The following is a 22,585-nucleotide window of genomic DNA, read 5'->3' on the forward strand; positions in this document are numbered from 1 at the left end:
AACGCCGGAGGAACCGGGCGTTGCCCTCGGACAACCTCGCCATGTCCAGACCACCGGCCCGGCCATGTGCGTCGTACGCCGCCTGATCCCCGTGCCGCTCATACGCCGCCCTCTGTGGCAGCTCGAACTGCCCATCACCGATCTCGATGCCGATGTCGATGCCCCCGATCATGCGCCCACGGCAGGAGCACCGGGCCCCGGGAGGCTCTGGCCACGCAAGGGGGCCGCCCACGGCGCGGCAAACGTGCGCGGCCGCGGCACAGTCCGCCGGCCCGGCCACGACGCTGCCGCCCGCGGGGGCGGGGGCGGCCATGACCCGGCCGTGGCCGCCGGGCGTCCGTTCGGACGAGCGGACCGAGCCGAACGACACACAAGCGCGTTGAACCTGCGCTGCCCGACCTTCCACGCCACCGACACACGCCTGCGAGCTGCCGTGCCACCGGCCGCTCGCCACTCATCTCGCGCACCGCGGTCCGGCGCTCGGCCCCCCCGGCAGTCGGCCTGCGACCTGCGCAATTTCTGGCTCCGCGCGGGAAGCGGGCGGCATCGGGCACCGGAGGCGTTCCGATGGCCTCGAACCACCGAAGGGCATATGCATGGAGTAGCAAAGATTCGGTTAACAGAGAGAAGTGCGCGATGACCTCAGGCGGCGAAACGCTCACGTGCCCCTTCGACTTCAGCGAGGGCCTGGAGTTCGATCCCTCCCTGGCGGCGCTCATGCACCGCGATTCCATCACCCGGATCCGACTGCCCTACGGTGACGGCGACGCCTGGCTGGTCACCGGGTTCGAGGACGTGCGGCAGGTGACCACCGATCAGCGCTTCAGCCGGGCAGCGATCGTGGAATGCGACTATCCACGGCTGACACCGGAACCCATCGTCTCCCCCGAGTCGATCAATGTGATGGACCCGCCGCGCAGCAGCCGCCTGCGACGCCTGGCGTCACAGGCGTTCACCCAGCGGCAGGCGGACCGGATGCGCGGAAGGATCACCCGGCTCGCGGACACCCTGCTGGACGAGATGGCCGCGAAGGGGCAGCCGGCGGATCTGGTACACCACCTGTCCAACCCCCTCCCCCAGCAGACCATCTTCGACCTCTTCGGAATCCCCCAGGACGACTGGGCCCCGACACAGCAGCACCTTCACCACCTCCTCGCCACCGGCCCAGACAGCCGCAAGACCGCCGCAGCCGCCAAGGCAGAGCTGCGGGCGTACTTCGGCGAACTGGTCCAACAACGGCGAAAATCCCCCGGCAATGACCTGATCAGCGCCCTGGTGGCCGCCAAAGACGGCGAGGACACACTCGACGACGAGGAACTCACGGTCATGGCGCTGACGCTGACACTCAGCGGGCAGGACACGGCCACCTGCCAGATCAGCAACATCCTCTACCTCCTCCTGACGCGTCCCAAACTGATGCACCACGTCGTCAGCCGGCCAGAAGACCTGACCGACATCCTCAACGAACTGCTCCGCGTCATCCCCTTCCGCAAGGGAGTCGGCATCCCCCGGGTGGCACTGGAGGACGTGGAGATGGGCGGGGTCCTCATCCGCAAGGGTGACTTCGTCCACGTGTCGTACCTGACGGCCAACCGCGACCCGGAACGCTACCCCAACCCCGATTCCATCGACCCCGACCGGCCACCGCAGCCGCACATGACCTTCGGCTGGGGCGGACACCGGTGCATCGCCGTGCCACTGGCCATGGCGGAGCTGGAGGTGGCCATCAGGCAGCTGCTGGACAGGTTCCCGCGGCTGCAGCTGGCGCTACCGCCGGAGGCAGTGCGCTGGGACACGAAAACCATCCGTCGCTTCCCGATCGAACTGCCCGTCACCTGGCAGGACCCGCCCACGAACCGGCCTCACTGAACGCCCGCCGCCGGCAGCCGGTCTTGGCTGAACACCCGCTGCCGGCATGCGCTGCCGCGGCGCGGGCAGCCCTGCGACACACCCACCCGCACCCCCACGCCGGCCCCACGTCCCCGAGGCCCGTGCGCACACGGTGCACACCGTGCACACGGCAACGACACCACACCAGCGGCCGGCCCCCGCCGACGATGCAGACCGACTCGCTCGCAGGACCGGGACGGGCCGGCGTCCGTACCGGGCGAGCCACAGCTTGGGACCGCCTCTCCCAGGAATTTGCCCCACCAGGTGTCCTGCGGGGCGCAATGGGGGTTGCGGCACTCGAACTTGGTGCCCTCAGCTGCGCCGACCGGATTCCCGGCGAGCGGCTGGTACATGTAACCGGCGGGAGGACCGGTGCGCCCGGAGCCCTGGTCAAGCCGCCGCTCGACCAGGTCCGGACGCGGACATCCGAGTACAGCGCGCGACGGACGGCTCCTCGCCTCGAAACAGGGCCCGAGAGGGACAGGACGTAGTCGGTCTGGCGGCGGCCCCGCCAACGGCTGTGGACGTCCACGAGGATGCCGCCGCCTCCCGCCTGCCCGGCCGGGGCTGGTGCCGCCTGAGCACAGTGCCGACAATCCAGCTGCGCGGGCCTCGGCCCTCAGGACATCCACCTCCGCCGCGGACACGATGCGCACCGCGGCCGGCCGCTCCAGCACGGACGAGGCGGCGGCACGGCTGAGGCATCCTCGGTACCGTGGTCAGGGTCGGGGGCGATCCGCAGCACGCGCGGCGGCTGCGCGGCCGGCTCGGGCAGACACAGCAGCAACAGGCCCGGGAGCGTGCTGCCGAGCAGCGCGGCCCGGCGGGCTCCGGTGCCCGAGGCAAAGGTGGGCCACACGGGTTCACCACGCCGCACTTCCCGGAAAGCGCCCCGACCGCAGGCGCGCCCCTCGGCCGTCGTGAACAGACGTCGGGAACAAGCCCGTTGAGTGACCGTGGCGGCGGCAGATGCTCGGCCGGGCGTTGCCGTCCGACCCCCACGCCACCACCGCGACCCCATGCTCCCCACGGAATGCGGTCAGATCATCAACATGCCGTTCAGACGCCAGTTGATCTCGCCCTATAGCTTCACGATTCATGAATGAACTCCCCCAGAGACCCGGGGTCCTGAGCCGCCGTGGCATTCTCGCCGGCGCGGTGGCCGCCGCCTTCACCGCGACCGCGACCGGCGGTGTCGCCACCGCCGCTCCCGCCCGGCCCACCAGCACCCCGGCGACCGACACCGGCGAGATGCACGGGGCCACCAGCCTCGACTACACGGTCCCCATCTACCAGACCACGGTTCCAGGCGAATCCGTCGAAGTGGACCGAGTGGACCGTCCCGTGGCCCCCGGCATCGTCCTCACCTCGTTCGACACCTTCGGTCGCACCGGCTGGACCCGCGTGCACGTGCTCAACGCCGACCTGCGCAACACCGCCGTCGGCGTGGACCTCGTCGCCGACAAGGTGAGCGAGACGCGCACGCCGTCGACGGCGGCCGAGGCGCAAGGCGCGGTCGCCGCGGTCAACGGCGACTTCTACGACATCACGCAGACCAACGCCGCCATCGGGCCGGAGATCCAGGACGGCCGGCTGCGTAAGGGCACCAGCACGGCCATGACCGTCGCGACGGTGGGCGCGGACCGGGTCGCGCGCCTGGCCGACCTGCTGATCCAGGGCACGGTCACGGTGGCCGGCACCAGTCGCCCGCTGGCCGCACTGAACTCCGCCTCCGTGCCCATGGACGGTCTCACCGTCTACACGGCGCTGTGGGGACCGGGCCTGCGCACGACCATCCAGGGCTCCGGCCCCTACACCGAACTCGTCGTCGTCGACGGCACGGTCACCGCGGTCAACGACAAGCTGACCGACACCGCGGTGCCCGACGGCGGGCTGATCGTGGTCGGCCGGGGCGTGGCCGCCTCCCGGCTCGCCGCCGCCCGCCAGGGCGATTCCGTCACCGTCACCTTCGAGCCGCGGTCCGACTCGCCCGCCGCGCTGCGCATGGCCCTCGGGAGTGGAGCCGTGCTGGTCAAGGACGGCAAGGCAGTCGGCTTCCCGCCCAGCGAGGGCAACGACGCGGACAAGCCGCGCACAGTCATCGGTTGGCTGGACGGCGGACGTGGCCTGCTGCTGGTCGCCGTCGACGGCTCCGTCAGCTTCTCCCGCGGCCTCACCTACGACGCCACCGCCGAATTGCTGGTCCGCCTGGGCGCCACCGAGGCGTTCATGCTGGACGGCGGCGGCTCCACCGGCATCGTCGCCCGGCAGCCCGGCGACAGTGCGGTCAGCGTGGTCAACACGCCCTCGGACGGCGGCGAGCGACCCGTGCCCAACGGGGTCGGCTTGTTCGGCCCGAAGGGCTCGGGCACCCTGCGCGGCCTGGACGTCCGCGCCGCCGCCGACCGCGTGGTCCCCGGCCTCACCATGAACGTCGCCGTCGCCGGTCACGACGAGACCTGGTCGCCGGTCGACGCCGGCAAGCACGAGGTCAAGTGGACCGCCCAGCCGGGCACGCTGGGCCGTGCGAACGACGGTGTCTTCCGCGCCGGCCGCCCCGGCATCGGCACGCTGAAAGCCAGTTCCGGCGCCGCCCGCGGCGAGCACGAACTGCGCGTCGTCGGTGAGCTGTATCAGCTCACGTTCACCGAACAGGCCCTCACCATCGAGCCCGCCGCCACCGCCAAGGTCGGCCTGACCGGCTACGACGCCGACGGCTTCGACGCCCCGGTGGCCGCCCGCGACGTCACCTTCGACTACGACAAGTCGGTCATCGGTGTGGCGGTGGAGGCCGACGGCCGCCTCACCGTTACCGGCGCCGCGGAAGCCGACGGCAAGGCAGCCGTCCTCACCGCCACCGTGGACGGCACCACGGCCAAGCTGGTGGTGACGGTCGGTCTGGCCGACGTCCCACTCGCGGAATTCGAGCCGGGCGAGACCTGGACCGTCGTGTCGGCCCGCGGCACCGCCTCAGTCGAGATCGTAGAAGCCGCCGACCGCCCCGGCGCCGCCACCGACAACCACGCCCTGCGCATGACGTACGACTTCACCGGGCAATCCAGCACCTCGGCGGCGTACGCGGTGGCGGGCGCCCCGATCACCCTGCCCTCCGGCACCAAGCGGCTCGCCCTGTGGGTCAAGGGCGACGGCCGCGGCCACTGGCTGCGCGCCATGCTCCGCTCCCAGGGCACCACCAACGTCCCCTTCACCTTCTCCACCACCGTGGACTGGACCGGCTGGCGGCAGGTCGTCGGCGAGTTGCCCGACGGCTTCTCCGGCCCGATCACCCTGCTGCGCCTCTACATCGCGGAGACCTCGCAGACCAACAAGAACGCGGGGGCGCTGGAGTTCGACGGTCTCGCCGCCCAGGTCGGGCAGCAGCCGCAGACCGCCCAGGCGCCGCTGCCCGACCCGTACGTGGTCGAGCAGGCCGGGTTGCCGAGCGGCCGGTGGACGTTCGCGGTCCTGTCCGACCTGCACATCAGCGCGGCGGCCGGCCTGGACTCCTTCTCCGGACGGCAGGCGGCCACGGCCCTGGACCAGGTCGTCGCCGGCAACCCCGACTTCATCCTCATCAACGGCGACTTCGTCGACGACAACAGCCCCGCGGACTTCGACCTCGCCAACGGCCTGCTGCGCGACCACGTGCCGACCGACCTTCCGGTGTACTGGACGCCCGGCAACCACGAGGCGGGCCTGTCGGCCACCGGCGGCCTGGACGCCTTCGTAACCGCCACCGGACGCCCCAACCGTCAGGTCTTCGACCACAAGGGCACCCGGTTCATTCTGCTGGACTCGCACACCGGCGACATGCGCACCTCGGACTGGGACCAGGTCCCGCTGCTGAAGTCCGAACTTGCGAAGGCCGCCAAGGATGCCACGGTCACCGGCGTGGTGGTCTCCTTCCACCACCCCTTGCACGACCCGTCCGGCGCCGGCTCCTCCCAGCTCTCCGACCAGCTGGCCGCCGACCTCATCCAGCGCTGGCTGGCCGGCTTCCGGGAGATTTCCGGCAAACCCATCGCCCTGTTCACCGGCCACGCCCACACCGCGTCCGTCACCCGCGCCGACGGTGTCCTGGAGGTGACCACCCCCGCCGTCGGCAAGACCCCCTACAGCTCCCCCGACCAAGGCGGCTTCTTCGGCTGGATGAACGTCGCTGTCGACCCTCGCCCGGCCCGCATCAGACGCGGCCTGCCCAGCCCGCAGACCCGCCACTGGCTGCAGGCCCAGAGCCGCCCGCTGATCGACGCCATCGAGCTGTCGGCCCCCGCCCAGCTCACCACCGGCACCTCGACCGCCGTCTCCGCTACCGGTATCACCAGCGAGTACGGCCTCAGATTCCCCCTCCGCTACCCCGCCAGCGTCACCTGGACCGGCTCCCCCGGCCTGGTGGTCGCCGACTCGGCCACCGAGGCGAGGAAGGCCACCCGCGCTCGTCGGACCCTGGCCGTCCTCGACCTGACCACCCACACCCTCACCGCCGTCCGCCCCGGCACGGTCACCCTGACAGTCACCGCCGCCGACCAGACCGACTCGGCTGCCGTGGAACTCACCGACTGACAGCGAACCGTCCCGCGCTCCCCGCGCGTCCGCCGCCCTGCCCCGAGCACGAAGTGGCAGACGCCGGCTACGACGCGCGCGGAAGGGCGCCTTCCACGCGTTGGGCGGGGTGGCTGCTTAGCGTGACCCCATGACCACAGTCCAGGCCCGGCCCACACCCGACAACCGGCGGTGGAAGGCGCTCGCGGTCTGTCTGACGGCGGGCTTCATCTCGCTGCTCGACACCTCGATCGTGAACGTGGCGCTGCCCTCGATGGAGCACGGGCTGGCCGCCTCGGAGGCCGCCCAGTCCTGGGTGGTCTCCGGATATGCCCTGACCTTCGGGCTGGTGCTCGTCCCGGCGGGCCGGCTGGGCGACATGCGCGGGCGGCGCCAGGCCTTCCTGTTGGGGCTCGCCGTGTTCACGCTGGCCTCGGGGGCGTGCGGCCTCGCCCCCAGTGCCTCCTGGCTGGTGCTGTTCCGGCTGCTCCAGGGCACGGCGGCGGGCATGGTCGCCCCGCAGACCTCGGGGCTGATCCAGCAGATGTTCCAGGGCGCCGAACGGGCCAAGGCCTTCGGCCTGCTCGGCAGCGTCATCGGGGTCTCGACGGCGGTGGGCCCGCTGGCGGGCGGTCTGCTGATCAACGCCGTCGGCACCGACGACGGCTGGCGCTGGGTGTTCTTCGTCAACCTGCCCATCGGGGTGGCCACGTTCGCCGCGGGACTGCGGCTGCTGCCCCGTTTCCCAGCGTCGACGGGCAAGCGGGAGGAGTTCGACCTGTTCGGCGTGCTGCTCCTCGGCGCCGCCGTACTCGCGCTCATGCTGCCGCTGGTGCAGGAGCAGCAGTGGACCGGGCGGCTGAAGTGGGCGCTGCTGCCGGTGGCCGCGCTGCTGCTGGCCGCGTTCTGGACGTGGGAGCGGCGCCAGAAACGGCGCGCGCAGGCTCCCCTGGTCGATCTGGACCTGTTCTCCCTGCGGTCCTTCACGCTCGGCTCCCTGATCAGCCTGACCTACTTCGCGGGCTTCACCACGGTCTTCTTCGTCTACTCCCTGTTCCTGCAGAACACGGTGGGATACAGCGCGTTGGCGGCCGGTGTCTCGGTGCTGCCCTTCGCGGCCGCCTCCGCGGTCGGCGCCGCCATCGGGGGCCGGCTGGTGATGCGCCACGGACGCAAGCTGGTCGTCATCGGCCTCAGCGCGGTGGCGGTGGGGCTGCTCGGGGTGGTCGTGGCGGTGCAGCTGGTGCCCCTGCAGAGTGTGGGGTGGGCCACGGCCGTACCCATGGTCATCGGCGGGATCGGCTCCGGCCTCACGGTCTCCCCCAACACGACGCTCACTCTCACCCGCGTCCCCGTGCACCGTGCCGGTGCGGCCGGCGGGGTGCTGCAGACGGGGCAGCGCATCGGCTCGGCGGCCGGGATCGCCGTGGTGGGCGCGGTGTACTTCGCGCATCAGGCCAACCACGGGCGCTCCGTCACGGCCATTCAGCTCGGGCTGCTCACCGCCATCGGGATCAGCGTGATCGCGCTGCTGCTGGCGGTCGCGGACCTGCGGGAACGTCACGTGCGCCCCGAGCCGGAGCGGGCCGTGGAGACCGTCCCGCGGGGTTCCGAGGAGGGTGGCGCCGCGGAGACGGTCCGGCACGGCAGCTGAGGGGTCACGGCCTCCGGCGTGGCTTCCCCCGCCCGGCCGGCTCGGCGCCACCCCCGAGCCGGCGCGGACCCCGTGCGCTACGACCCGCGGGCTTCCCGCCCATCACCTTCGCGGGGACCTGCAAGCGTGGCCGCGACGATGACGATTCGCTTCGCTCGTTCTTCTCGTGTTCTTCCGACTGCCGAGGGGCGCTCCCGCCACGGCGCGAAGGGCCGCTGTCGCCGTTGTAGTCCGAATCCGTGTGCGCGATGATCTCCGCCGACTGGTTCGGCGTTCAGCCCCGCCCACCCTCCGTCGCCCTCCCGATCGATGCCCGGCGGTGGCCGAGGTCTGCTCCCGGTCTGTCGGCCGGCGAAACTGCCGAACTCGGGTCGCACGGGAGCCGGACGGGGGTTGTTCGACCCAGCGGGCCTCGCCCGAGAAGTGGCCTGCTGGTGTCGGCGTCATAGCCGGACGATGACCAGGGCGATGTCGTCGCGGGATCCGCCGGTGAGGCCAAGACGGGCCAGCAGGACGTCGGCAAGGCGTTCCGGGCCGACGGTGCCGTAGCGGCAGAGAGCATCGGTCAGGCGCTCCAGACCGGCTTCGATGTCTTCACCGCGGCGTTCGATGAGTCCATCGGTGTAGAGCACGAGCGTGTCCCCGGGGCGGTAGGGCTGACCCGCCTGGGGGCGGGGCACGTGCTGCGGCCGGGCGCCCAGCGGTGGGTCGGTTGCCTGGTCCAGCCTTTCGCAGGTGCCGTCCGGGTGCACCAGGATCGGTGGCGGGTGACCGGCGTTGCTGTAGATGATCAGGCGGCTGCGGGGGTCGATCATCGCCTTGAATGCGGTGGTGTTCAGCGCCCCCTCGATCGACCGGGCGTACAAACCCAGTACCTCCAGCGCCTGGGCGGGGCGCTCCAGCGCGCGGATGGCGGCGCTCAGCGCGCTGCGGAGCATCCCCATGATGGCGGCGGCCTCCAGGCCGTGACCCACGACGTCGCCGACCGCCACCGCGTAACGGCCGTCCGAGAGGTCGACCATGTCGTACCAGTCGCCACACACGTTCAGCGATCCGGTGGCGGGCAGGTAGCGCACCGCGATGTCCGGGTGCCGGGCAAGGTCCGGCGCTTGGAGCATGGCCTCCTGCAGTGTGACGGCCACCTGCCGCTCGCGGGTGTGGGCTCGCCTCAGTTCTTCGTTGAGCCGCTGCAGCTCATGCGCCCGCGCATACAGTTCGGCCTCCAGGGCGTCACGCTCGGTCAGCTGTCTCGACGGCGGCCGGTCACGGGCGGCACGGGCGTGGACGAACGCGGTCACGTCCTCCACCCGGTGGATGATCCACACCACCCGCCCCTCCGGTCCGAGGATCGGCGTGTTGACCGGAGACCACCACCGCTCCGCGAACTCCCCGGACCGCCCCATGACAGGGATGTCGTACTTCTGGAGCGCCATCGTGTCCGGCTCTCGGGAGGCCAGGACGCGCTGCAACGAGGCGTTCAGATTCCGCACCCCGTCGGCCTCGGGATCGTCGGGATTGTCGGGGAAGGCGTCAAAGATGTACTGCCCGATCAGGTCTTGCCTGCTCCGGGCGGTCGCCTCCAGGTAGGCCCGGTTGACCTCCACGATCATCAGATCGGGATCCAGTACCAGATACGGGCTCGGCGTGGCAGCGAACAGTGCCGCGTAATCCATCCTCGGCATCGTCACCGTCTCCTTGCCTGTGCCTCCAGCGCTCAGTCCCTCCACGCTACGGTCCGCCCAGCTCAGGCGCCCACTGCGGCAGCACCGCCCGCCGCGCTCCGACGGCACTCGCGGGACCGCGCAGTCGAGCTGCTCGCGTGACCTGCGTGGACGGGACCGAGCGAGTCGGGCCGCGGCCTGTCCCACGACCGGCTCCAGGACAAGCCCGGCGACGGACTCCACGTCCAGGCCGGTTGCTTCCGCGAGCGTGGCCAGGTCCACGGTGCGGCCGCCGACCAGCGGGCGCGGCACCGCCTCCGCTGCCAGGACGAACTCGCGACTCAGGGGTGATTCCATACGAGCGTATAGCGCCAGAACAGCCGTCGGCGCAGGCGCGCGCCAGGGAGGACGTTTCTGGTTTCGCGGACGATGTCGTCAAAGGTCATGTCCGCTGAGCGAGTGAGAGCCGTCATGGAGACGGGCCGGGGCGAGGGGCGGCCCTTGTTCTTCAGCCAGCCCATGGCGGCGTTGGCCGGAATGGCGACGACACCGAGCAGGTGGTCCACAGGGGTCTGGGCGCGGGACAGGCCGACGACCACCAAGGTCCCTCCCGGCGCCAGGTGACGGCGGAAACAGGAGAGTGCCTGGGCGAACGGCAGATGATGGATCGTGGCGACGCACGTGATGACGTCGTAGGAGCCGGCAGGGAACTCGGCCACTGCATCCGCGACGGTGAACGTCACGGGAAGCGCAGCGGGAGTCAGCTTCTGGGCCTGGGCGGAGATCACCGGATCGGAATCGACTGCCTCCACGGTGGCTGCACGTCGGGCCAGGAGCCTTGCCAGGTCACCGCTGCCGGAGCCGACGTCCAGGGCACGGTTGAAACGTCTCGGCAGCTGCCGCAGGATCCAGCGGTGGTAGTGGGCGTTGTGATCCCAGGGATGGGCGGCATTGAACCGTTCAAGGGCCCGCAGGACACGAGGCGAAAGGATCTTCATCCACCCAGTCCATCAAGTCCCGGGCACCATGCACACCCTTCGGCTCGAGGCGGTACGCCCAAGTCATGACGGAGCCGTCGGCTTGCGTGATCGATGACCGCATCAATCTGCGCGGTCGTAAGCTGACGCGATCACATGGCCGCCGAGCCATGGACGAAGGTCGGCGCCGACTGGTCCTGGTACCGAATGAGGAAGATACATGCAGGGTGACCCCATAGTCGGACGGCGCTCGAGGATCTGGCGGCTGTGGCTCTTCATCCCCGCATCAGGGATGGCAGCCGTCTGGCTCGCCGTCTACGAGCGCGCGCCCGCTGCGGTTCCATCACCCCAGTTCTACATCCTGTGCCGAACCCCAGGATCCCTGAAGGCGCTCTCCTTGGCCTCGGTCCTGCTCATCGTCGCAGCCGCGGCCGTGTCCGTCACCGGAACGGTCTGGGCCGTCAGAACACCCTCCCGCCGTCCCCTGCGTCCGATGCTTCACCTGGCCGTGGCACTCATACTCCTCGTGGGCGCGGACAGCATGGACTACCTCGGAAGCGGCATCGCCTACCGCGCGGCAGTGCACAGCGGTGCGAACATCGCCACCTGCGAAGGCGCCTACCATGTCACGCCAGGCTGGTTCTTCCTCCTCACTCCGGAAGACCGCCGGCAGTGGCCCAGCCCCGGCGTCGAGCCCGGGTGATCCAGGGATCATGCCGGGTAGGGGGCGGTCTCTCTGGCAGTTCGGAGTGCGTCGGCCCACCAAGCCAGCTGATCGAGCATCGTCTTGGCGTACCCAGGCGCCTCCGGCGCGAGGGGGCGACCGTCCCGCCAGGCCGTGAAGTAGTCCGGGAAGGCGAGACCGTCGCGGATCGTCACCGCGTGCAGCTCGGTCAGCACGTTCTCCAGATGGAGCACGGCATGGCGTCCGCCTGCCGCGCCACCGTAGCTGACGAAGGCGACGGGCTTGGCCGTCCACTGAGTGAAGTGCCAGTCGATGGCCGCCTTCAGAGAGGCCGGGTAGCTGTGGTTGTACTCGGGCGTGACGACGACGAACGCGTCGGCTTCCGACAGGGCCGAGGTCAGCGGCGCCATTCCCGCCGGACGGGGGTAGTCGTCGCCCGCGTACTTCGGGGACGCGGCAGGCAACTCCAGGGGGATGTCGACCTCCGCCAGATCGACGACATGCACATCGAATCCACCGTGCGCATCTGCCTGTTCGGCGACCCAGGAGGACACGGCCGGTCCGAATCGCCCTTCCCGGACGCTGCCGACGATGATCACCAGATTGTGTTCGCTCTTCATGCCCACCACGATCGGGCGGCACCCGGGTGGCAGCCAGACCGCGCTCAGGCTGGCCCCCGCAGGGCCACGCTGAGCGCTGCGAGATCGAGCGCCCTGCCCATACTCTCGAGGTATGGGAACGCCGTTGGGAGACTTCATCAGGGCCAAGCGCGACAGCATCCAGCCCGAGTCGCTCGGGCTGCCGGAGCGTGGCCGTCGACGGTCGCCCGGGCTTCGGCGCCTGGACCTCGCCACGCGGGCCGGCATCAGTGTCGAGTACCTGACCCGCATCGAGCAGGGCCGCGACCGCAATCCCTCGATCGCGGTGATGAACGCGCTGGCCGACGCACTCGGCCTCGATGCCGCGGAGCGCGACCATCTGCGTCACCTCGCGAAGATCACCGGCGGCGAGTGTGGCGCCCATCCCCGGCCCGCGCCGGCGAGTCGTGACGTTCGCCCGTCCGTGCTGGAGACCTTGCGCCTCCTGGAACCGGGCATCGCCATGGTGACCAACCGGCTGGGCGACGTCCTCGCCCGGACCAGCGGGTTCGAGGCGGTGCTGGGCGACAGCGGTCTGCTCGATGCCGACTGTCCCAACCTCACCCGGTACGTCTTCACCGACCCCCGCGCCCGTGCGTTCTTCACCGACTGGGACGACGTCGCGGACGAGCAGGCGTTCGGCCTGTGGCTCGGACCGGCCGTCGAGAACTTCGCATGGTTCACCGCGGAGCTCGCGGCCGGCGCGGGCCCCGACTTCACACAGCGCGTGAACCGCCATGCCGTGCCGCGCAATAGGACGCTCCGGCTCGATCATCCCGCCGGATTCCGGCTCCGCCTGCGGCGTGAGACGTTGGAACTGTCCTCGGACGCACAGCAGTTGGTCGTCCACCTGCCGGCGGACGAGAAGACGGTAGAGGCCGTCGACCGTCTCCGCCGCCGTTCGCACGGTCGGCTCAGCGCCGTCTCGTAGCTCCTGCGGACGTCGAGTTGGTCCCCTCAGCCGTGCGGCGGCGGAGACCGTTCCCGCTGCCCCCCTTCCCAGCATTCGGCCGTGGTGGCCTGCATGGATGCTCAGCTGAACGTGTACGTGATACTCGCCCTCGACGACAGCGACGTGCACGTCCGACAGTCGCTCGCGTGGATCAAGGCGGACGCTGGCGTCAACGCGGTCCGGGGCGACGCCGTGATCGAGGTGGCCAGGCGCGGCGGAAACGACATCGTGCGTCCCCGGCACCCGGAGGCGCCGCTGCGTACCGCCTCCACCGGAACGCCCGCCTACGCACCGCATCCGCGCTGGGTCGTGACGGGCCGGTACCTCGCCTTCGCGAGCCGCGGCCGACCACCGTCGGTGCCGCGGTCGAGGGCCTGGAGCACGTGTACGACGCGCCGGGCCGGATCGAGTTCGAACTCGACGGGCGCCCCCTGTCCAGACCGTCGGCGACCCCCGGCGAGCATCGCGACCTCGCTCCTGCGCAACCCCCGGAACACGACTGTGGGCGCCCACCAGGCGCCCGAGAGGGCTCGCGAGGGCTCGAGAGCCTTCATGAGCAACGCCATCGAACCGATCCGTGAGGTCGAGCTGGGCACCGGCGGCCCCCTCGTCGGCGCCCAGGGCTTTGGTGCCATGGGTATCAGCGCCGCCTACCAAGAGACGGACGTCGCGGCGGCTGGGCCGGTACCGACACCGTGCGCCAGGGACCTGCCCGAGGATGAGGGTGGTTAGCCCATCCGCTCTCCTCCGGCAATCCCTCTACCGTGTCGGTCGCCGCTCCAGCGACCTGCGTAAACGTTCAGGCGAGAGCAGTCGCTACGCCTGCCCGAGTGACGCATGTGCCGATGCCTCCTGTTGCGGAGCTGACGGAGTGTCGGTTGCCTCGTCGGTGGAGCACGACAGGGGCGCCGCGCAGACAGGGCGGCCACTGCTTTGTTGGAGGATTCACTTGCGAAACACCCACGTTGGCGTTGGTATCGGCCTGGTCATCGGTGTCCTGGCTCTGCAGAGTCCGGCCGCTGCCGCCGCCGATGACTCAGATCTCCACATCCGCCCGGAGAATGCCTCCCCGGGCTCTACAGTCACCGTCACCACCACGGCCTGCGGCCCGGACGTGACCTACGGCAAGGGCGAGTCGGAGGAGGGTGGGCCGTTCCACCTGTTCGAAGGAGACCGCGCGGGCGAGCTCACCGGCGAGTTTCAGATCCCGGAAGGGAGAAGGCCCGACACCGACACCGTCACGGTAAAGTGCCCGCCACGGACCAAGCTCACGGAAACGTACCGGATCGCCGGCCTGCAACCGAACGGCGCCGTCGAAGCCGGCTTCGGAGACGCCAAGGACACCGATACGCAAATTGCCGTGGGCGGTGTGCTGTTCGCCGCAGCCGCCGCCGGGAGTCTGGTCAGGATGCGCCGCCGCTCGCACAGCAACCGAAGTTGACCGCCCAGCTCCCGCCACACCGGCCCGGCGCCGCATTCGCCCCGAGGACCGCGAGAATGAACCCCACCCGGCCGCAGGCAAGAGGCTCGACCGTGAAGGAGCCCCGGCACAAGGCCGGCGCGCCCCCACACACGTTCGTCCCCCCGGCCAAGTATCTGGCCTTGGCACTGGTGACAGGCAGCGTGCTGGTGATCGGCCCGATGCTCCACAGGCAGCCACCGCAGCCTTCGGCCGACCAGGCCTTCTCCACCCCCTCAACAGGCCGCACGCCCGGCAGCACTGCCCGAGCAACACTCTCCGCCGTCCAGCCGCTGTCCCCGGCAAAGCCCGTCCGCCTTCGCATCCCCGCCATCAGCGTGAACGCCCCCATGACAAATCTGGACCTCGACAGGGCGGGGGCACTGCAGCCCCCGCCCGCCGACGACCCCAACCTTGCCGGCTGGTACGGCGAGGGCACGGCACCAGGTTCGGCAGGCACAGCCCTGATCGCGGGTCATGTGGACATGCGCACGGGCAGTCCCGGCGTCTTCTACGAGCTCGGCGCCCTGACCAAGGGTGACGTGATCGAGATCAGCCGGGCGGATGGGCGCACGGCTGTCTTCAGCGTCGACGCCGTGGAGGTCTACGACAAGGAGAGATTCCCCAACGAGAAGGTCTACGGCCGCTCCGACCTGCCCGAACTACGGGTGATCACCTGCGGCCGCTATGTCAAGGACACCGGATACCAGGCCAACGTCGTGGTCTACGCGACGCTCACCGCAGTCAAACAGCGAAACGACCACTCCCTGGCAGGGTAAACAGCCTGATCTTGTTTCAGGCGAACTGTGGGGTGTGCTCATCTCTGTTCGGCGACGGTGCGGATGTCGTTGCGCGGCGGGCGCATCGGATCGCCGGCATGGCACTGCGACCTGTTCAGGTGAACATAAAGGCTCTTGATGCCCCGCCCGCACGGTGATACCCAGGGCGGAGGACTGCCTGCGGAAGGTCGCCTTCACCGTCGCGGGCACCCGGAAACCGCCAAGAACATGCGGGCGACCCTGCTCGGCCCGGAGCCCTTCCCGAGGATGGTCGTGACGTTCGGCGACTCGGGGCCGGTGCTGAGCGGTCTCGAGCGGGGCTGGCGCGCGTCGGTGATCTCCTGGGTGGCGGCCACCTCGATCCTGAGTACCACCGGGCCCACGGCCGTCGGATAGGAGGCCATCACCGATCGCAGTGGGTCGATACGGGCCAGGACCTGCACCCGGCCGGGCGTCGCCTCGATCTCGGTAGGCCCCTTTCCGAAGCCTTCGAGGAGTTCAACGGCCACTGGAGACCGCGTAGTACTGAAGGTCCTGCACGGTGACCGTACGCCGCGCCGGAAAGCGGGTCGTGACGGCGGCGACGGCATCACCCGCGCGGCGGACCACGGCCTCGGTGCGGCCGGGTCTCAGCGGCAGGTCCTGGACATACGCGCCGGCGGGAGCACGATAGGTGTGGGGCACGGTGCCCACGCGCGCGGAGACCGTGGCGGGCGCGGTCAGGAAGGTGAGCAGTTCCACCTGGTCACGCGGGGACGCGGTGCCCGGACGCGGGCGCATCAGCCGGGGCTGGAGCGAGGCGCTGCCGACATCCGTGAACTGGACGCGGGAGGTGACGTACACGGTGTCGCGGACGATCCGCGGCCAAACCCCGGTCTTGAAACGGGTGAGGTAATACGAGGAGATGTCCAGGTACGTGTGGCCGTTGTGCAGTGAGGGGGCGAACTGGCTGCCTTCCGAGTAGTCGTTCCAGGTGGTGAGCTGCACCCAGTCCGCACCGTCGGAGATCGCGTGGTTCCAGGTCGACCGCAGGGTGGCGGTGTTGCCCGCCTCGTCGTAGACGCCCTGGTTGGGCCGGGTGTCCTGCACGGACACGGCCTGCATCCATTTCTTTCCCAGCGAATGGGCGAGCTGGATGTCGCCGGGAACGTTGTTCTGTCGGGTGTAGCTGCGATTGCCCCAGGACGAGAAGGCATGGCTGATCGGCGCAAACCTCTCGGCGTTGGCGCGGAAGTCCAGAAAGACCGGGACGAGCGCGGTGCCGATGCCGTGGTCGCGCAGCCGCGCGATGACCTGACCCCACCAGGCGGGATCCTGGGCCTCGGCCTTGAACGGGGAGACCACGAGGCGCCCGTCGGCCAGCCGGTATGCGGACGGGGATGCGGCAAGGCGGGCCAGCTGATCGGCGAGGGTGACCGGGTCGGTGTGCAGCGATGTCATGTCCGGCATCAGCGCGATCCGGAAGCCCGGGTCGACGCGCTGCGCCGCGCGCAGCAGCATGTCGACCCGCTGACGGTTGCTGCCGGTCAGGGAGAGGATGTCGACGGTGAATCCGTCGAGTCCGGCGTCACGGGCGGTCCTCACCTCCCTTTCCAGGTTGGCGAGTTGCCAGTCTCCGCTGGACGGCGGCACGGGCAGGGGACGGTCGCGCAGCAGTCCGCCGTAGGCCGCGTGCTTGCCCTTCTCGCCTTGTGGCGTGAGGTAGTTGCGAGCGTAGTAGTCGTGCTCGGCGGGCTGGTTGTCGAGGGAGAGCGGATACGGCGGAAAGTAGTGCGCGAAGACCAGATGCGGGCTGTCGCGCAGCACCTCGGCGGCCGGCAGATCGAAGGGAAGCGCCGCGGCGTTCGTTCGCTCGGCGCGGGGCGCGGCGTCCTCCTGGTCGCCGGCCAGTCCGGTGCCGGCGATCAGCCCGATCAGGAGCAGTCCGAACAGGGCACCGAGTGCGGTACGCCGCCGCCGTACTGACGGTTTTCGGTGCCGGTGCGTTGGACGAGCGGGCTGATCCGTCATGGGTGTCCTCCGCGGACGCCGATGGGCCACCGGGGCGAACTCTACTGTATGTGCGGGTCGTTGCATGCCGAACCGTTACCAGACGGTCGTTTTGGGCGGTCGCCGCCGTCCTGTCAGGAAGTCGTGGCGCCGAGCAGGTCGGCTTCGTGTGACTGCAGATAGATGTCGAGGGCGTCCTCGCGCATGGCCCGCCACAGCTGAGCGCCGGCGTCGGAATCCAGGAGGACCACAGACTGACCGGAGATCGTGCCGGTTCCCTTGGCGGGAGCGTTCATGAACACCATGTTCCCTGGGCGGACCTTCTTGTTGTCCCATAGCAGAGCACGCAGGTCGCCGTCGTCGAGCCGGTCGTCGACGCTCACGGCGGCGGTGAGGTCGTCCAGCACCCTGGTGGCCTTGACGGGGTTGGAGAAGGTCGAAGGACGCATGACCTTCGCCAGCAGCGTCCGCAGGAAGTACTGCTGCCGGTGCGTGCGATCGAAGTCGCCGCGCGCCAGGTGGTGACGCTCACGCACGTAGGTCAGGGCCTGCGTGCCGTTCATGTGACGGCTGGCGCCGTCCACGACGAGGTCCACTCCGCCCACGGAGTCGGTGAGTTTCTTGAAACCGTCCCAGTCGATGACGGCGAGATGGTCGACGCGCACCTTGGTCAGCCGCTGCACGGTGTCGATGAGCAGCGGCGGTCCGCCCCAGGAGAAGGCGGCGTTGAGTTTGGCCTTGCCGTGTCCGGGGATGTCCACCCACGCGTCTCGGGGCAGCGAGACGACGTACGCGCCGGAATGGTCGGCGGGGAGGTGCACCAGCATCATCGTGTCACTGCGCTGGGCCCCGTACTTCCACTCGGGGGCCTTGGCGTCGCGGCCCGTGGTCGGCAGCTCGGAGCGGCTGTCGACGCCGACGAGGAGGAAGGTCTGCCCGCCGTCGGAGGGCGCCGGCTGCGCCCCCGCGGGGACCTTCGTCGGGAAGACACCGGAGATGCGGTCGACCGCCCCCGTGTAGTGCTCGATGGCCCACCAGGCGACCCCGCCCACCATGAGCAGGCCCACGGTGAGCAGTACGAGCGCCCCGAGGAGCACCCGCCGCGCGCGGCTCGTGCGGCGCCGGGGCCGCTCCTGCACGGTTCCGGAGGCGTCAACCCCCTTTTGTGAAGCATCGGTTGAGGAATCGCGAACGTCACCAACCGGGTCGGATGCGACCGAACCGACTCCGCCCGCCCCTTCCTCCCGGTCTGCCGCTTCGCCCCGGCCCGTCACTTCGGCCTCAGCCGTGTACTTGTCCCCCACCACGCATCCCCCACATCGACGCGGTGCGGCCCCTTCCGCACCGGGCGCACACTGTAGCCAGCACGTTCGGTGTTCGTACCGCTTTTCGCAAGGCCGCGGCGCCCATGGTGATCAACAGGCGTGCGCGGCGCGGCATTTCGTACGGCTCGGCGCTTCTCGGTGACGTTCACGTAAACGCCCCCATGCGCACACAAGTTTGCCGTACTGTTCACCATCGTGCCGCAAGTTCGACGAACGATTGTTCGCGACATTCGGCAAGTCGTGCCGCAGAACGTGCCTGGGGGGGTACATGTGGGATGTTCAGGCCGCTGAATCCGACAGATCACGCAACGCGCGCTCACGAGCGCGCTCCTCATTGTGGATGGGGCGCAAGTCCCGCTGGTATCTTCCCGCGTCGCTGATCACCGACCTCGTCGGCGCCGGGGTGCCGGTGGCGCTGATGCTCTTCGCCACCCACCAGCCGTGGGCAGTGCCGAGCGGCATCGTCGCAGGGCATGCCTGGGCGGGAGTCCAGCTGTTCCGCTCGCGCTACGCGGCCCGGGTCATCGGCGAGAGCCGGGGCGCGCTGCCGGTGCTCCACGACTGGTTCATCCTGCTGGGAGTGCTCGCGGTGGTGCACACCGCGGCGGGGGTGCGGCTGCGCGCGCCGCTGTGCCTGGCGGCGTTGCTGCCCGCCCTGGTGCTGACCCTGGTGTGCCGCAAGGCGGTGCACCGTCACCTCGCGGCGGTGCGCCGCAGGGCACAGGCGGTGATCAAGGTCCTGGTGGTTGGCGAGCCGGCCGCGGTGGACGGTGTCACCGCGCACCTCGCCGCGCGCACCGACCACCCGTACGTGGCGGTGGGTGCCGTCCCCGTGGGATGGGGCCCGTTCGCCTCGGGGATCCGGACCGCGGAACGGCTTGCCGCCACCGCGCCGGAGTCCCCCGGGGAGGATGCCAACCTGGTCATCAGCGCGGTGCATCGGCTCGGCGCCGATCTGGTGCTGGTCGTCCCGGGTGCCGCGACCTCCGGGGAGCGGCTGCGCCGCCTCTCCTGGGGCCTGCACGACGCCGGCATCGAGTTGTTCGTCGCGCCCGGTCTGGTGGACGTGTCCATCAAGCGACTGGAGACCGGATCCGCCGGCGGGATGTCGCTGCTGCGCGTGGCCCCGCCGCTGCGGGAGGGCATGCAGCCGCTCATCAAGGAAGTCCTGGACCGCAGCACCGCCCTGCTGGGCCTGCTCGTGCTGACGCCGGTGCTGCTGGTGGTCGCGGCCTCGGTGAAACTGTCCTCGCGGGGGCCGGTGCTCTACCTCCACGAGCGCATCGGCCGGGCTGGACGCCCCTTCGTGATGTGGAAGTTCCGCACCATGCGGGTGGGCGCCGACCGCCAGAAGGCCGAACTGGCCGAGGACAACGAGCACGACGGCCCGATGTTCAAGATGCGCCGGGATCCCCGGGTCACCCGGGTCGGCCACTGGCTGCGCCGCTCCTCGCTGGACGAATTGCCACAGCTGGTCAACGTCCTCAAGGGTGACATGTCCCTGGTAGGTCCGCGTCCGCCACTCGCCGACGAGGTGGCGCACTACACGCCCGTCGAGTGGCGGCGGCTGAGCGTACGGCCGGGCATGACCGGGCTGTGGCAGATCAGCGGACGCTCCGACCTGTCCTGGGACGAGACCGTCCAGCTCGATCTCAGCTACGTCGACAACTGGTCGTTCACCAGTGATGTGGACGTCATGGCCCGCACGTTCCGCGCCGTCGTCGACGGCCGCGGGGCGTACTGAGAGCGCCGCCCATGGCCGCACAGTTCCCCGGCGCGCACAGCGCGCCGCCGAAGTCCGTGCACGAGCGGGGCCCGTCAGCCGTCGAGGCCGCTGCGCCAGTGGGCGTAGGTCGCGGCGATGCCGTCACGCAGCGGGATCGCCGGCTTCCAGCCGAGCTGCGCGATCCGGGAGATGTCGAGCAGCTTGCGCGGGGTGCCGTCCGGCCGGGTCGTGTCCCAGGCAATCCGGCCGCCGAAACCCGTGACCTCGGCGACCGTCGCGGCCAGCTCGCTGATGGTGAGGTCGTTGCCACAGCCGACGTTGACCGGCTCGTCGCCGTCGTAGGAGCGCAGCAGCACGGCGCAGGCGGCGGCGAGGTCGTCCACGTGCAGGAACTCCCGGCGCGGGGTACCGCTGCCCCACAGGACGATCTCCTCGCGCCCCTCGGTCGCGGCCTCGTGGAAGCGGCGGATCAGGGCGGGCAGAACGTGCGACGTCTCCAGGTCGAAGTTGTCGCCGGGACCGTAGAGATTGGTGGGCATGGCGCTGATGTACGAGGCGCCGTACTGGCGCCGATAGGACTGCACCTGGACGACGCCCGCGATTTTCGCGAGGGCGTATGCCTCGTTGGTGGGCTCCAGAGGTCCGGTCAGCAGCGCATCCTCGGTGATCGGCTGGGCGGCGTGCTTGGGGTAGATGCACGACGATCCCAGGAAGAGCAGCCGGCCCACTCCGGCGGCGTGGGCCCCGGCTATGACGCTGAGCTGGATCTGGAGGTTCTCCTCCAGGAACTGCACCGGTTGAGTGCTGTTGGCCATGATCCCGCCGACCTTCGCGGCGGCGAGCACCACCGCGTCGGGGCGCAGGGCGGTCAGTTCGGCCGCGGTGCGCGCGGCGTCACGCAGGTCCAGTTCGGCGCGGGTACGGGTGAGCACCTCGTGCCCGTCGGCGGCGAGCCGGCGGGCCACGGCGGAGCCCACCAGGCCACGGTGGCCGGCGACGAAGACACGGGCGCGTTCGGGCAGCAGCAATGCGGTCATGAGGCGGATCATGCCAGGAACCGCGTGACCAGCATGCCCGTATCGCCAACTCTGATGACATTTCCTGTAGTTCGCGACATGCAACCCGCGCACGGCGGGTGTACGGACCGGATCCGCCCCGGGGGCGGGTCCGGCGGGGAGGGGAACACCGCATGACCAAGACCGCGTTGATCACCGGCGTGACCGGGCAGGACGGCTCGTACCTGGCGGAGCTTCTGCTGTCGAAGGGATACCGCGTGCACGGCCTGGTGCGGCGGTCGTCCAGCTTCAACACCGAGCGGATCGACCACATCTACCAGGGCCCCCAGGAGGCCGAGCGCCGCTTCGTGCTGCATCACGCCGACCTCTCCGACGGGGTGGCACTGGTGAACCTGCTGCGCGACATACAGCCTGACGAGGTGTACAACCTGGGTGCGCAGTCCCATGTGCGGGTCTCCTTCGACGCGCCGCTCTACACCGGCGACGTGACCGGCCTGAGCACCCTGCGCCTGCTGGAGGCCATCCGGGCGAGCGGGATAGAGACCCGTATCTACCAGGCGTCGTCCTCCGAGATGTTCGGTTCCACGCCGCCCCCGCAGAACGAGGACACCCCCTTCCACCCGCGCAGCCCCTACGGCGCCGCGAAGGTCTTCGCATACTGGACCACGGTCAACTACCGTGAGGCGTACGGGATGTTCGCGGTCAACGGCATCCTTTTCAACCACGAGTCCCCGCGCCGCGGCGAGACCTTCGTGACCCGCAAGATCACCCGCGCCGTCGCCCGGATCAAGGCCGGTCTCCAGGACCGTCTCTACCTCGGCAACCTCGACGCGGTCCGCGACTGGGGATACGCGCCCGAGTACGTCGAGGCGATGTGGCGGATGCTCCAGCACGACGAGCCGACGGACTACGTGGTCGCGACCGGAGTCCCTGCCACCGTGCGGCAGTTCCTGGAGACGGCGTTCGCCCAGGCGGGCCTCGACTGGAACGAGCACGTGCGCTACGACCCCAAGTACGAGCGTCCCAGCGAGGTCGACGCACTGATCGGGGACGCGTCCAAGGCGCGCGAGACGCTGGGCTGGCGGCCCACCGTCCTGGTGGAGGAGCTGGCACGGATCATGGTCGACGCCGATGTGCTGCAGGTGGAGAAGGAGCTCGCGGGCGCCGTCGTGCGCATCGACCACTGACGCCTGTCACGTGCGGAAAGGCGGACGCGCCCGGGTGTGCGGACGCCTGATGCCGTGGGGTCACCGTGAACACATTGAAATTTCCTGCTAGATGAGTCAAATGTG

At 70.1% G+C, this 22,585-nt stretch carries 16 protein-coding genes and 2 pseudogenes; 10 read left to right on the forward strand and 8 right to left on the reverse strand.

What is annotated here, in order from left to right; genetic code table 11:
- The first annotated feature begins 636 nt into the window (after positions 1–636).
- Positions 637–1,869: a cytochrome P450 gene (locus ACFY16_RS37910; protein WP_390651773.1), complete on the forward strand. Its 1,233-nt coding sequence runs from the start codon at positions 637–639 to the stop codon at positions 1,867–1,869.
- Positions 1,870–2,611: 742 nt separating this feature from the next.
- On the opposite strand, the pseudogene ACFY16_RS37915 reads toward ACFY16_RS37910, so the two are convergent.
- Positions 2,612–2,731, reverse strand: a pseudogene (locus ACFY16_RS37915) (anhydro-N-acetylmuramic acid kinase); the annotation flags it as partial.
- Positions 2,732–2,988: 257 nt separating this feature from the next.
- Here ACFY16_RS37915 and ACFY16_RS37920 point away from each other — a divergent pair.
- Entirely contained in the window at positions 2,989–6,453 is a 3,465-nt protein-coding gene (locus tag ACFY16_RS37920) for a phosphodiester glycosidase family protein (RefSeq protein ID WP_390651774.1), read from the forward strand.
- 130 nt (positions 6,454–6,583) lie between these two features.
- Complete coding sequence (locus tag ACFY16_RS37925) at positions 6,584–8,086, forward strand: MFS transporter (RefSeq protein WP_390651775.1); 1,503 nt, start codon at positions 6,584–6,586, stop codon at positions 8,084–8,086.
- 443 nt (positions 8,087–8,529) lie between these two features.
- On the opposite strand, the gene ACFY16_RS37930 is transcribed toward ACFY16_RS37925, so the two are convergent.
- Both ACFY16_RS37930 and ACFY16_RS37935 read right to left on the reverse strand, forming a co-directional pair.
- Entirely contained in the window at positions 8,530–9,768 is a 1,239-nt protein-coding gene (locus tag ACFY16_RS37930) for a PP2C family protein-serine/threonine phosphatase (RefSeq protein ID WP_390651828.1), read from the reverse strand.
- A 320-nt stretch (positions 9,769–10,088) separates the two neighbouring features.
- Entirely contained in the window at positions 10,089–10,745 is a 657-nt protein-coding gene (locus ACFY16_RS37935) for a class I SAM-dependent methyltransferase (RefSeq protein ID WP_390651776.1), read from the reverse strand.
- Positions 10,746–10,944: 199 nt separating this feature from the next.
- On the opposite strand from ACFY16_RS37935, the gene ACFY16_RS37940 reads away from it, so the two are divergent.
- The gene (locus ACFY16_RS37940) at positions 10,945–11,427 is read left to right on the forward strand and encodes a hypothetical protein (RefSeq protein ID WP_390651777.1); all 483 of its coding nucleotides are present in this window, start codon (positions 10,945–10,947) and stop codon (positions 11,425–11,427) included.
- An 8-nt stretch (positions 11,428–11,435) separates the two neighbouring features.
- On the opposite strand, the gene ACFY16_RS37945 is transcribed toward ACFY16_RS37940, so the two are convergent.
- The gene (locus ACFY16_RS37945) at positions 11,436–12,029 is read right to left on the reverse strand and encodes an NADPH-dependent FMN reductase (RefSeq protein ID WP_390651778.1); all 594 of its coding nucleotides are present in this window, start codon (positions 12,027–12,029) and stop codon (positions 11,436–11,438) included.
- Between the two features lie 112 nt (positions 12,030–12,141).
- Here ACFY16_RS37945 and ACFY16_RS37950 point away from each other — a divergent pair, with 112 nt between their 5' ends.
- The 4 genes and pseudogenes from ACFY16_RS37950 (at position 12,142) to ACFY16_RS37965 (ending at position 15,237) form a co-directional block, all read left to right on the forward strand.
- The gene (locus ACFY16_RS37950) at positions 12,142–12,978 is read left to right on the forward strand and encodes a helix-turn-helix domain-containing protein (RefSeq protein WP_390651779.1); all 837 of its coding nucleotides are present in this window, start codon (positions 12,142–12,144) and stop codon (positions 12,976–12,978) included.
- Between the two features lie 186 nt (positions 12,979–13,164).
- Positions 13,165–13,457: pseudogene (locus ACFY16_RS37955) on the forward strand (DUF1684 domain-containing protein); the annotation flags it as partial.
- A 491-nt stretch (positions 13,458–13,948) separates the two neighbouring features.
- Entirely contained in the window at positions 13,949–14,440 is a 492-nt protein-coding gene (locus ACFY16_RS37960) for a sortase (RefSeq protein ID WP_390651780.1), read from the forward strand.
- A 200-nt stretch (positions 14,441–14,640) separates the two neighbouring features.
- Positions 14,641–15,237: a class F sortase gene (locus ACFY16_RS37965; RefSeq protein ID WP_390651829.1), complete on the forward strand. Its 597-nt coding sequence runs from the start codon at positions 14,641–14,643 to the stop codon at positions 15,235–15,237.
- 194 nt (positions 15,238–15,431) lie between these two features.
- Here ACFY16_RS37965 and ACFY16_RS37970 read toward each other — a convergent pair whose 3' ends face one another.
- The 3 genes from ACFY16_RS37970 to ACFY16_RS37980 all read right to left on the reverse strand — a co-directional run bounded on the left by ACFY16_RS37970 (position 15,432) and on the right by ACFY16_RS37980 (position 18,365).
- On the reverse strand, positions 15,432–15,746 hold the full coding sequence (locus ACFY16_RS37970) for a hypothetical protein (RefSeq protein ID WP_390651781.1): 315 nt from the start codon (positions 15,744–15,746) through the stop codon (positions 15,432–15,434).
- Positions 15,736–17,247: a glycoside hydrolase family 71 protein gene (locus ACFY16_RS37975; RefSeq protein WP_390651782.1), complete on the reverse strand. Its 1,512-nt coding sequence runs from the start codon at positions 17,245–17,247 to the stop codon at positions 15,736–15,738. Before ACFY16_RS37975 ends, ACFY16_RS37970 begins: the two co-directional genes overlap by 11 nt.
- A gap of 113 nt (positions 17,248–17,360) precedes the next feature.
- Positions 17,361–18,365: an LCP family protein gene (locus tag ACFY16_RS37980; protein WP_390651783.1), complete on the reverse strand. Its 1,005-nt coding sequence runs from the start codon at positions 18,363–18,365 to the stop codon at positions 17,361–17,363.
- Between the two features lie 526 nt (positions 18,366–18,891).
- Between ACFY16_RS37980 and ACFY16_RS37985 the strand changes: the two genes are divergently transcribed.
- Positions 18,892–20,295 (forward strand): sugar transferase, encoded by a 1,404-nt coding sequence (locus ACFY16_RS37985; RefSeq protein ID WP_390651784.1) that lies wholly within the window; start codon positions 18,892–18,894, stop codon positions 20,293–20,295.
- A 74-nt stretch (positions 20,296–20,369) separates the two neighbouring features.
- Here ACFY16_RS37985 and ACFY16_RS37990 read toward each other — a convergent pair whose 3' ends face one another.
- Positions 20,370–21,326, reverse strand: a complete 957-nt coding sequence (locus tag ACFY16_RS37990; protein ID WP_390651785.1) for a GDP-L-fucose synthase family protein — start codon at positions 21,324–21,326, stop codon at positions 20,370–20,372.
- A 140-nt stretch (positions 21,327–21,466) separates the two neighbouring features.
- Here ACFY16_RS37990 and gmd point away from each other — a divergent pair, with 140 nt between their 5' ends.
- Positions 21,467–22,480, forward strand: coding sequence for a GDP-mannose 4,6-dehydratase (gene gmd, locus ACFY16_RS37995; RefSeq protein WP_390651786.1), 1,014 nt, complete (start codon positions 21,467–21,469; stop codon positions 22,478–22,480).
- Positions 22,481–22,585 lie beyond the last annotated feature (105 nt).

This window comes from Streptomyces sp. NPDC001315 (genome assembly GCF_042896175.1).
In the GTDB taxonomy this organism is placed as follows: domain Bacteria; phylum Actinomycetota; class Actinomycetes; order Streptomycetales; family Streptomycetaceae; genus Streptomyces.

Bases quoted from the DNA above. Each gene is read 5' to 3' on its own strand.
- ACFY16_RS37990 (WP_390651785.1), bottom strand. From the start codon at position 21,326: ATGATCCGCCTCATGACCGCATTGCTGCTGCCCGAACGCGCCCGTGTC.
- ACFY16_RS37940 (WP_390651777.1), top strand. From the start codon at position 10,945: ATGCAGGGTGACCCCATAGTCGGACGGCGCTCGAGGATCTGGCGGCTG.
- ACFY16_RS37910 (WP_390651773.1), top strand. From the start codon at position 637: ATGACCTCAGGCGGCGAAACGCTCACGTGCCCCTTCGACTTCAGCGAG.
- ACFY16_RS37975 (WP_390651782.1), bottom strand. From the start codon at position 17,247: ATGACGGATCAGCCCGCTCGTCCAACGCACCGGCACCGAAAACCGTCA.
- ACFY16_RS37935 (WP_390651776.1), bottom strand. From the start codon at position 10,745: ATGAAGATCCTTTCGCCTCGTGTCCTGCGGGCCCTTGAACGGTTCAAT.
- ACFY16_RS37965 (WP_390651829.1), top strand. From the start codon at position 14,641: ATGCTCCACAGGCAGCCACCGCAGCCTTCGGCCGACCAGGCCTTCTCC.
- ACFY16_RS37930 (WP_390651828.1), bottom strand. From the start codon at position 9,768: ATGCCGAGGATGGATTACGCGGCACTGTTCGCTGCCACGCCGAGCCCG.
- ACFY16_RS37950 (WP_390651779.1), top strand. From the start codon at position 12,142: ATGGGAACGCCGTTGGGAGACTTCATCAGGGCCAAGCGCGACAGCATC.
- ACFY16_RS37985 (WP_390651784.1), top strand. From the start codon at position 18,892: ATGGGGCGCAAGTCCCGCTGGTATCTTCCCGCGTCGCTGATCACCGAC.
- ACFY16_RS37925 (WP_390651775.1), top strand. From the start codon at position 6,584: ATGACCACAGTCCAGGCCCGGCCCACACCCGACAACCGGCGGTGGAAG.
- ACFY16_RS37945 (WP_390651778.1), bottom strand. From the start codon at position 12,029: ATGAAGAGCGAACACAATCTGGTGATCATCGTCGGCAGCGTCCGGGAA.
- gmd (WP_390651786.1), top strand. From the start codon at position 21,467: ATGACCAAGACCGCGTTGATCACCGGCGTGACCGGGCAGGACGGCTCG.
- ACFY16_RS37920 (WP_390651774.1), top strand. From the start codon at position 2,989: ATGAATGAACTCCCCCAGAGACCCGGGGTCCTGAGCCGCCGTGGCATT.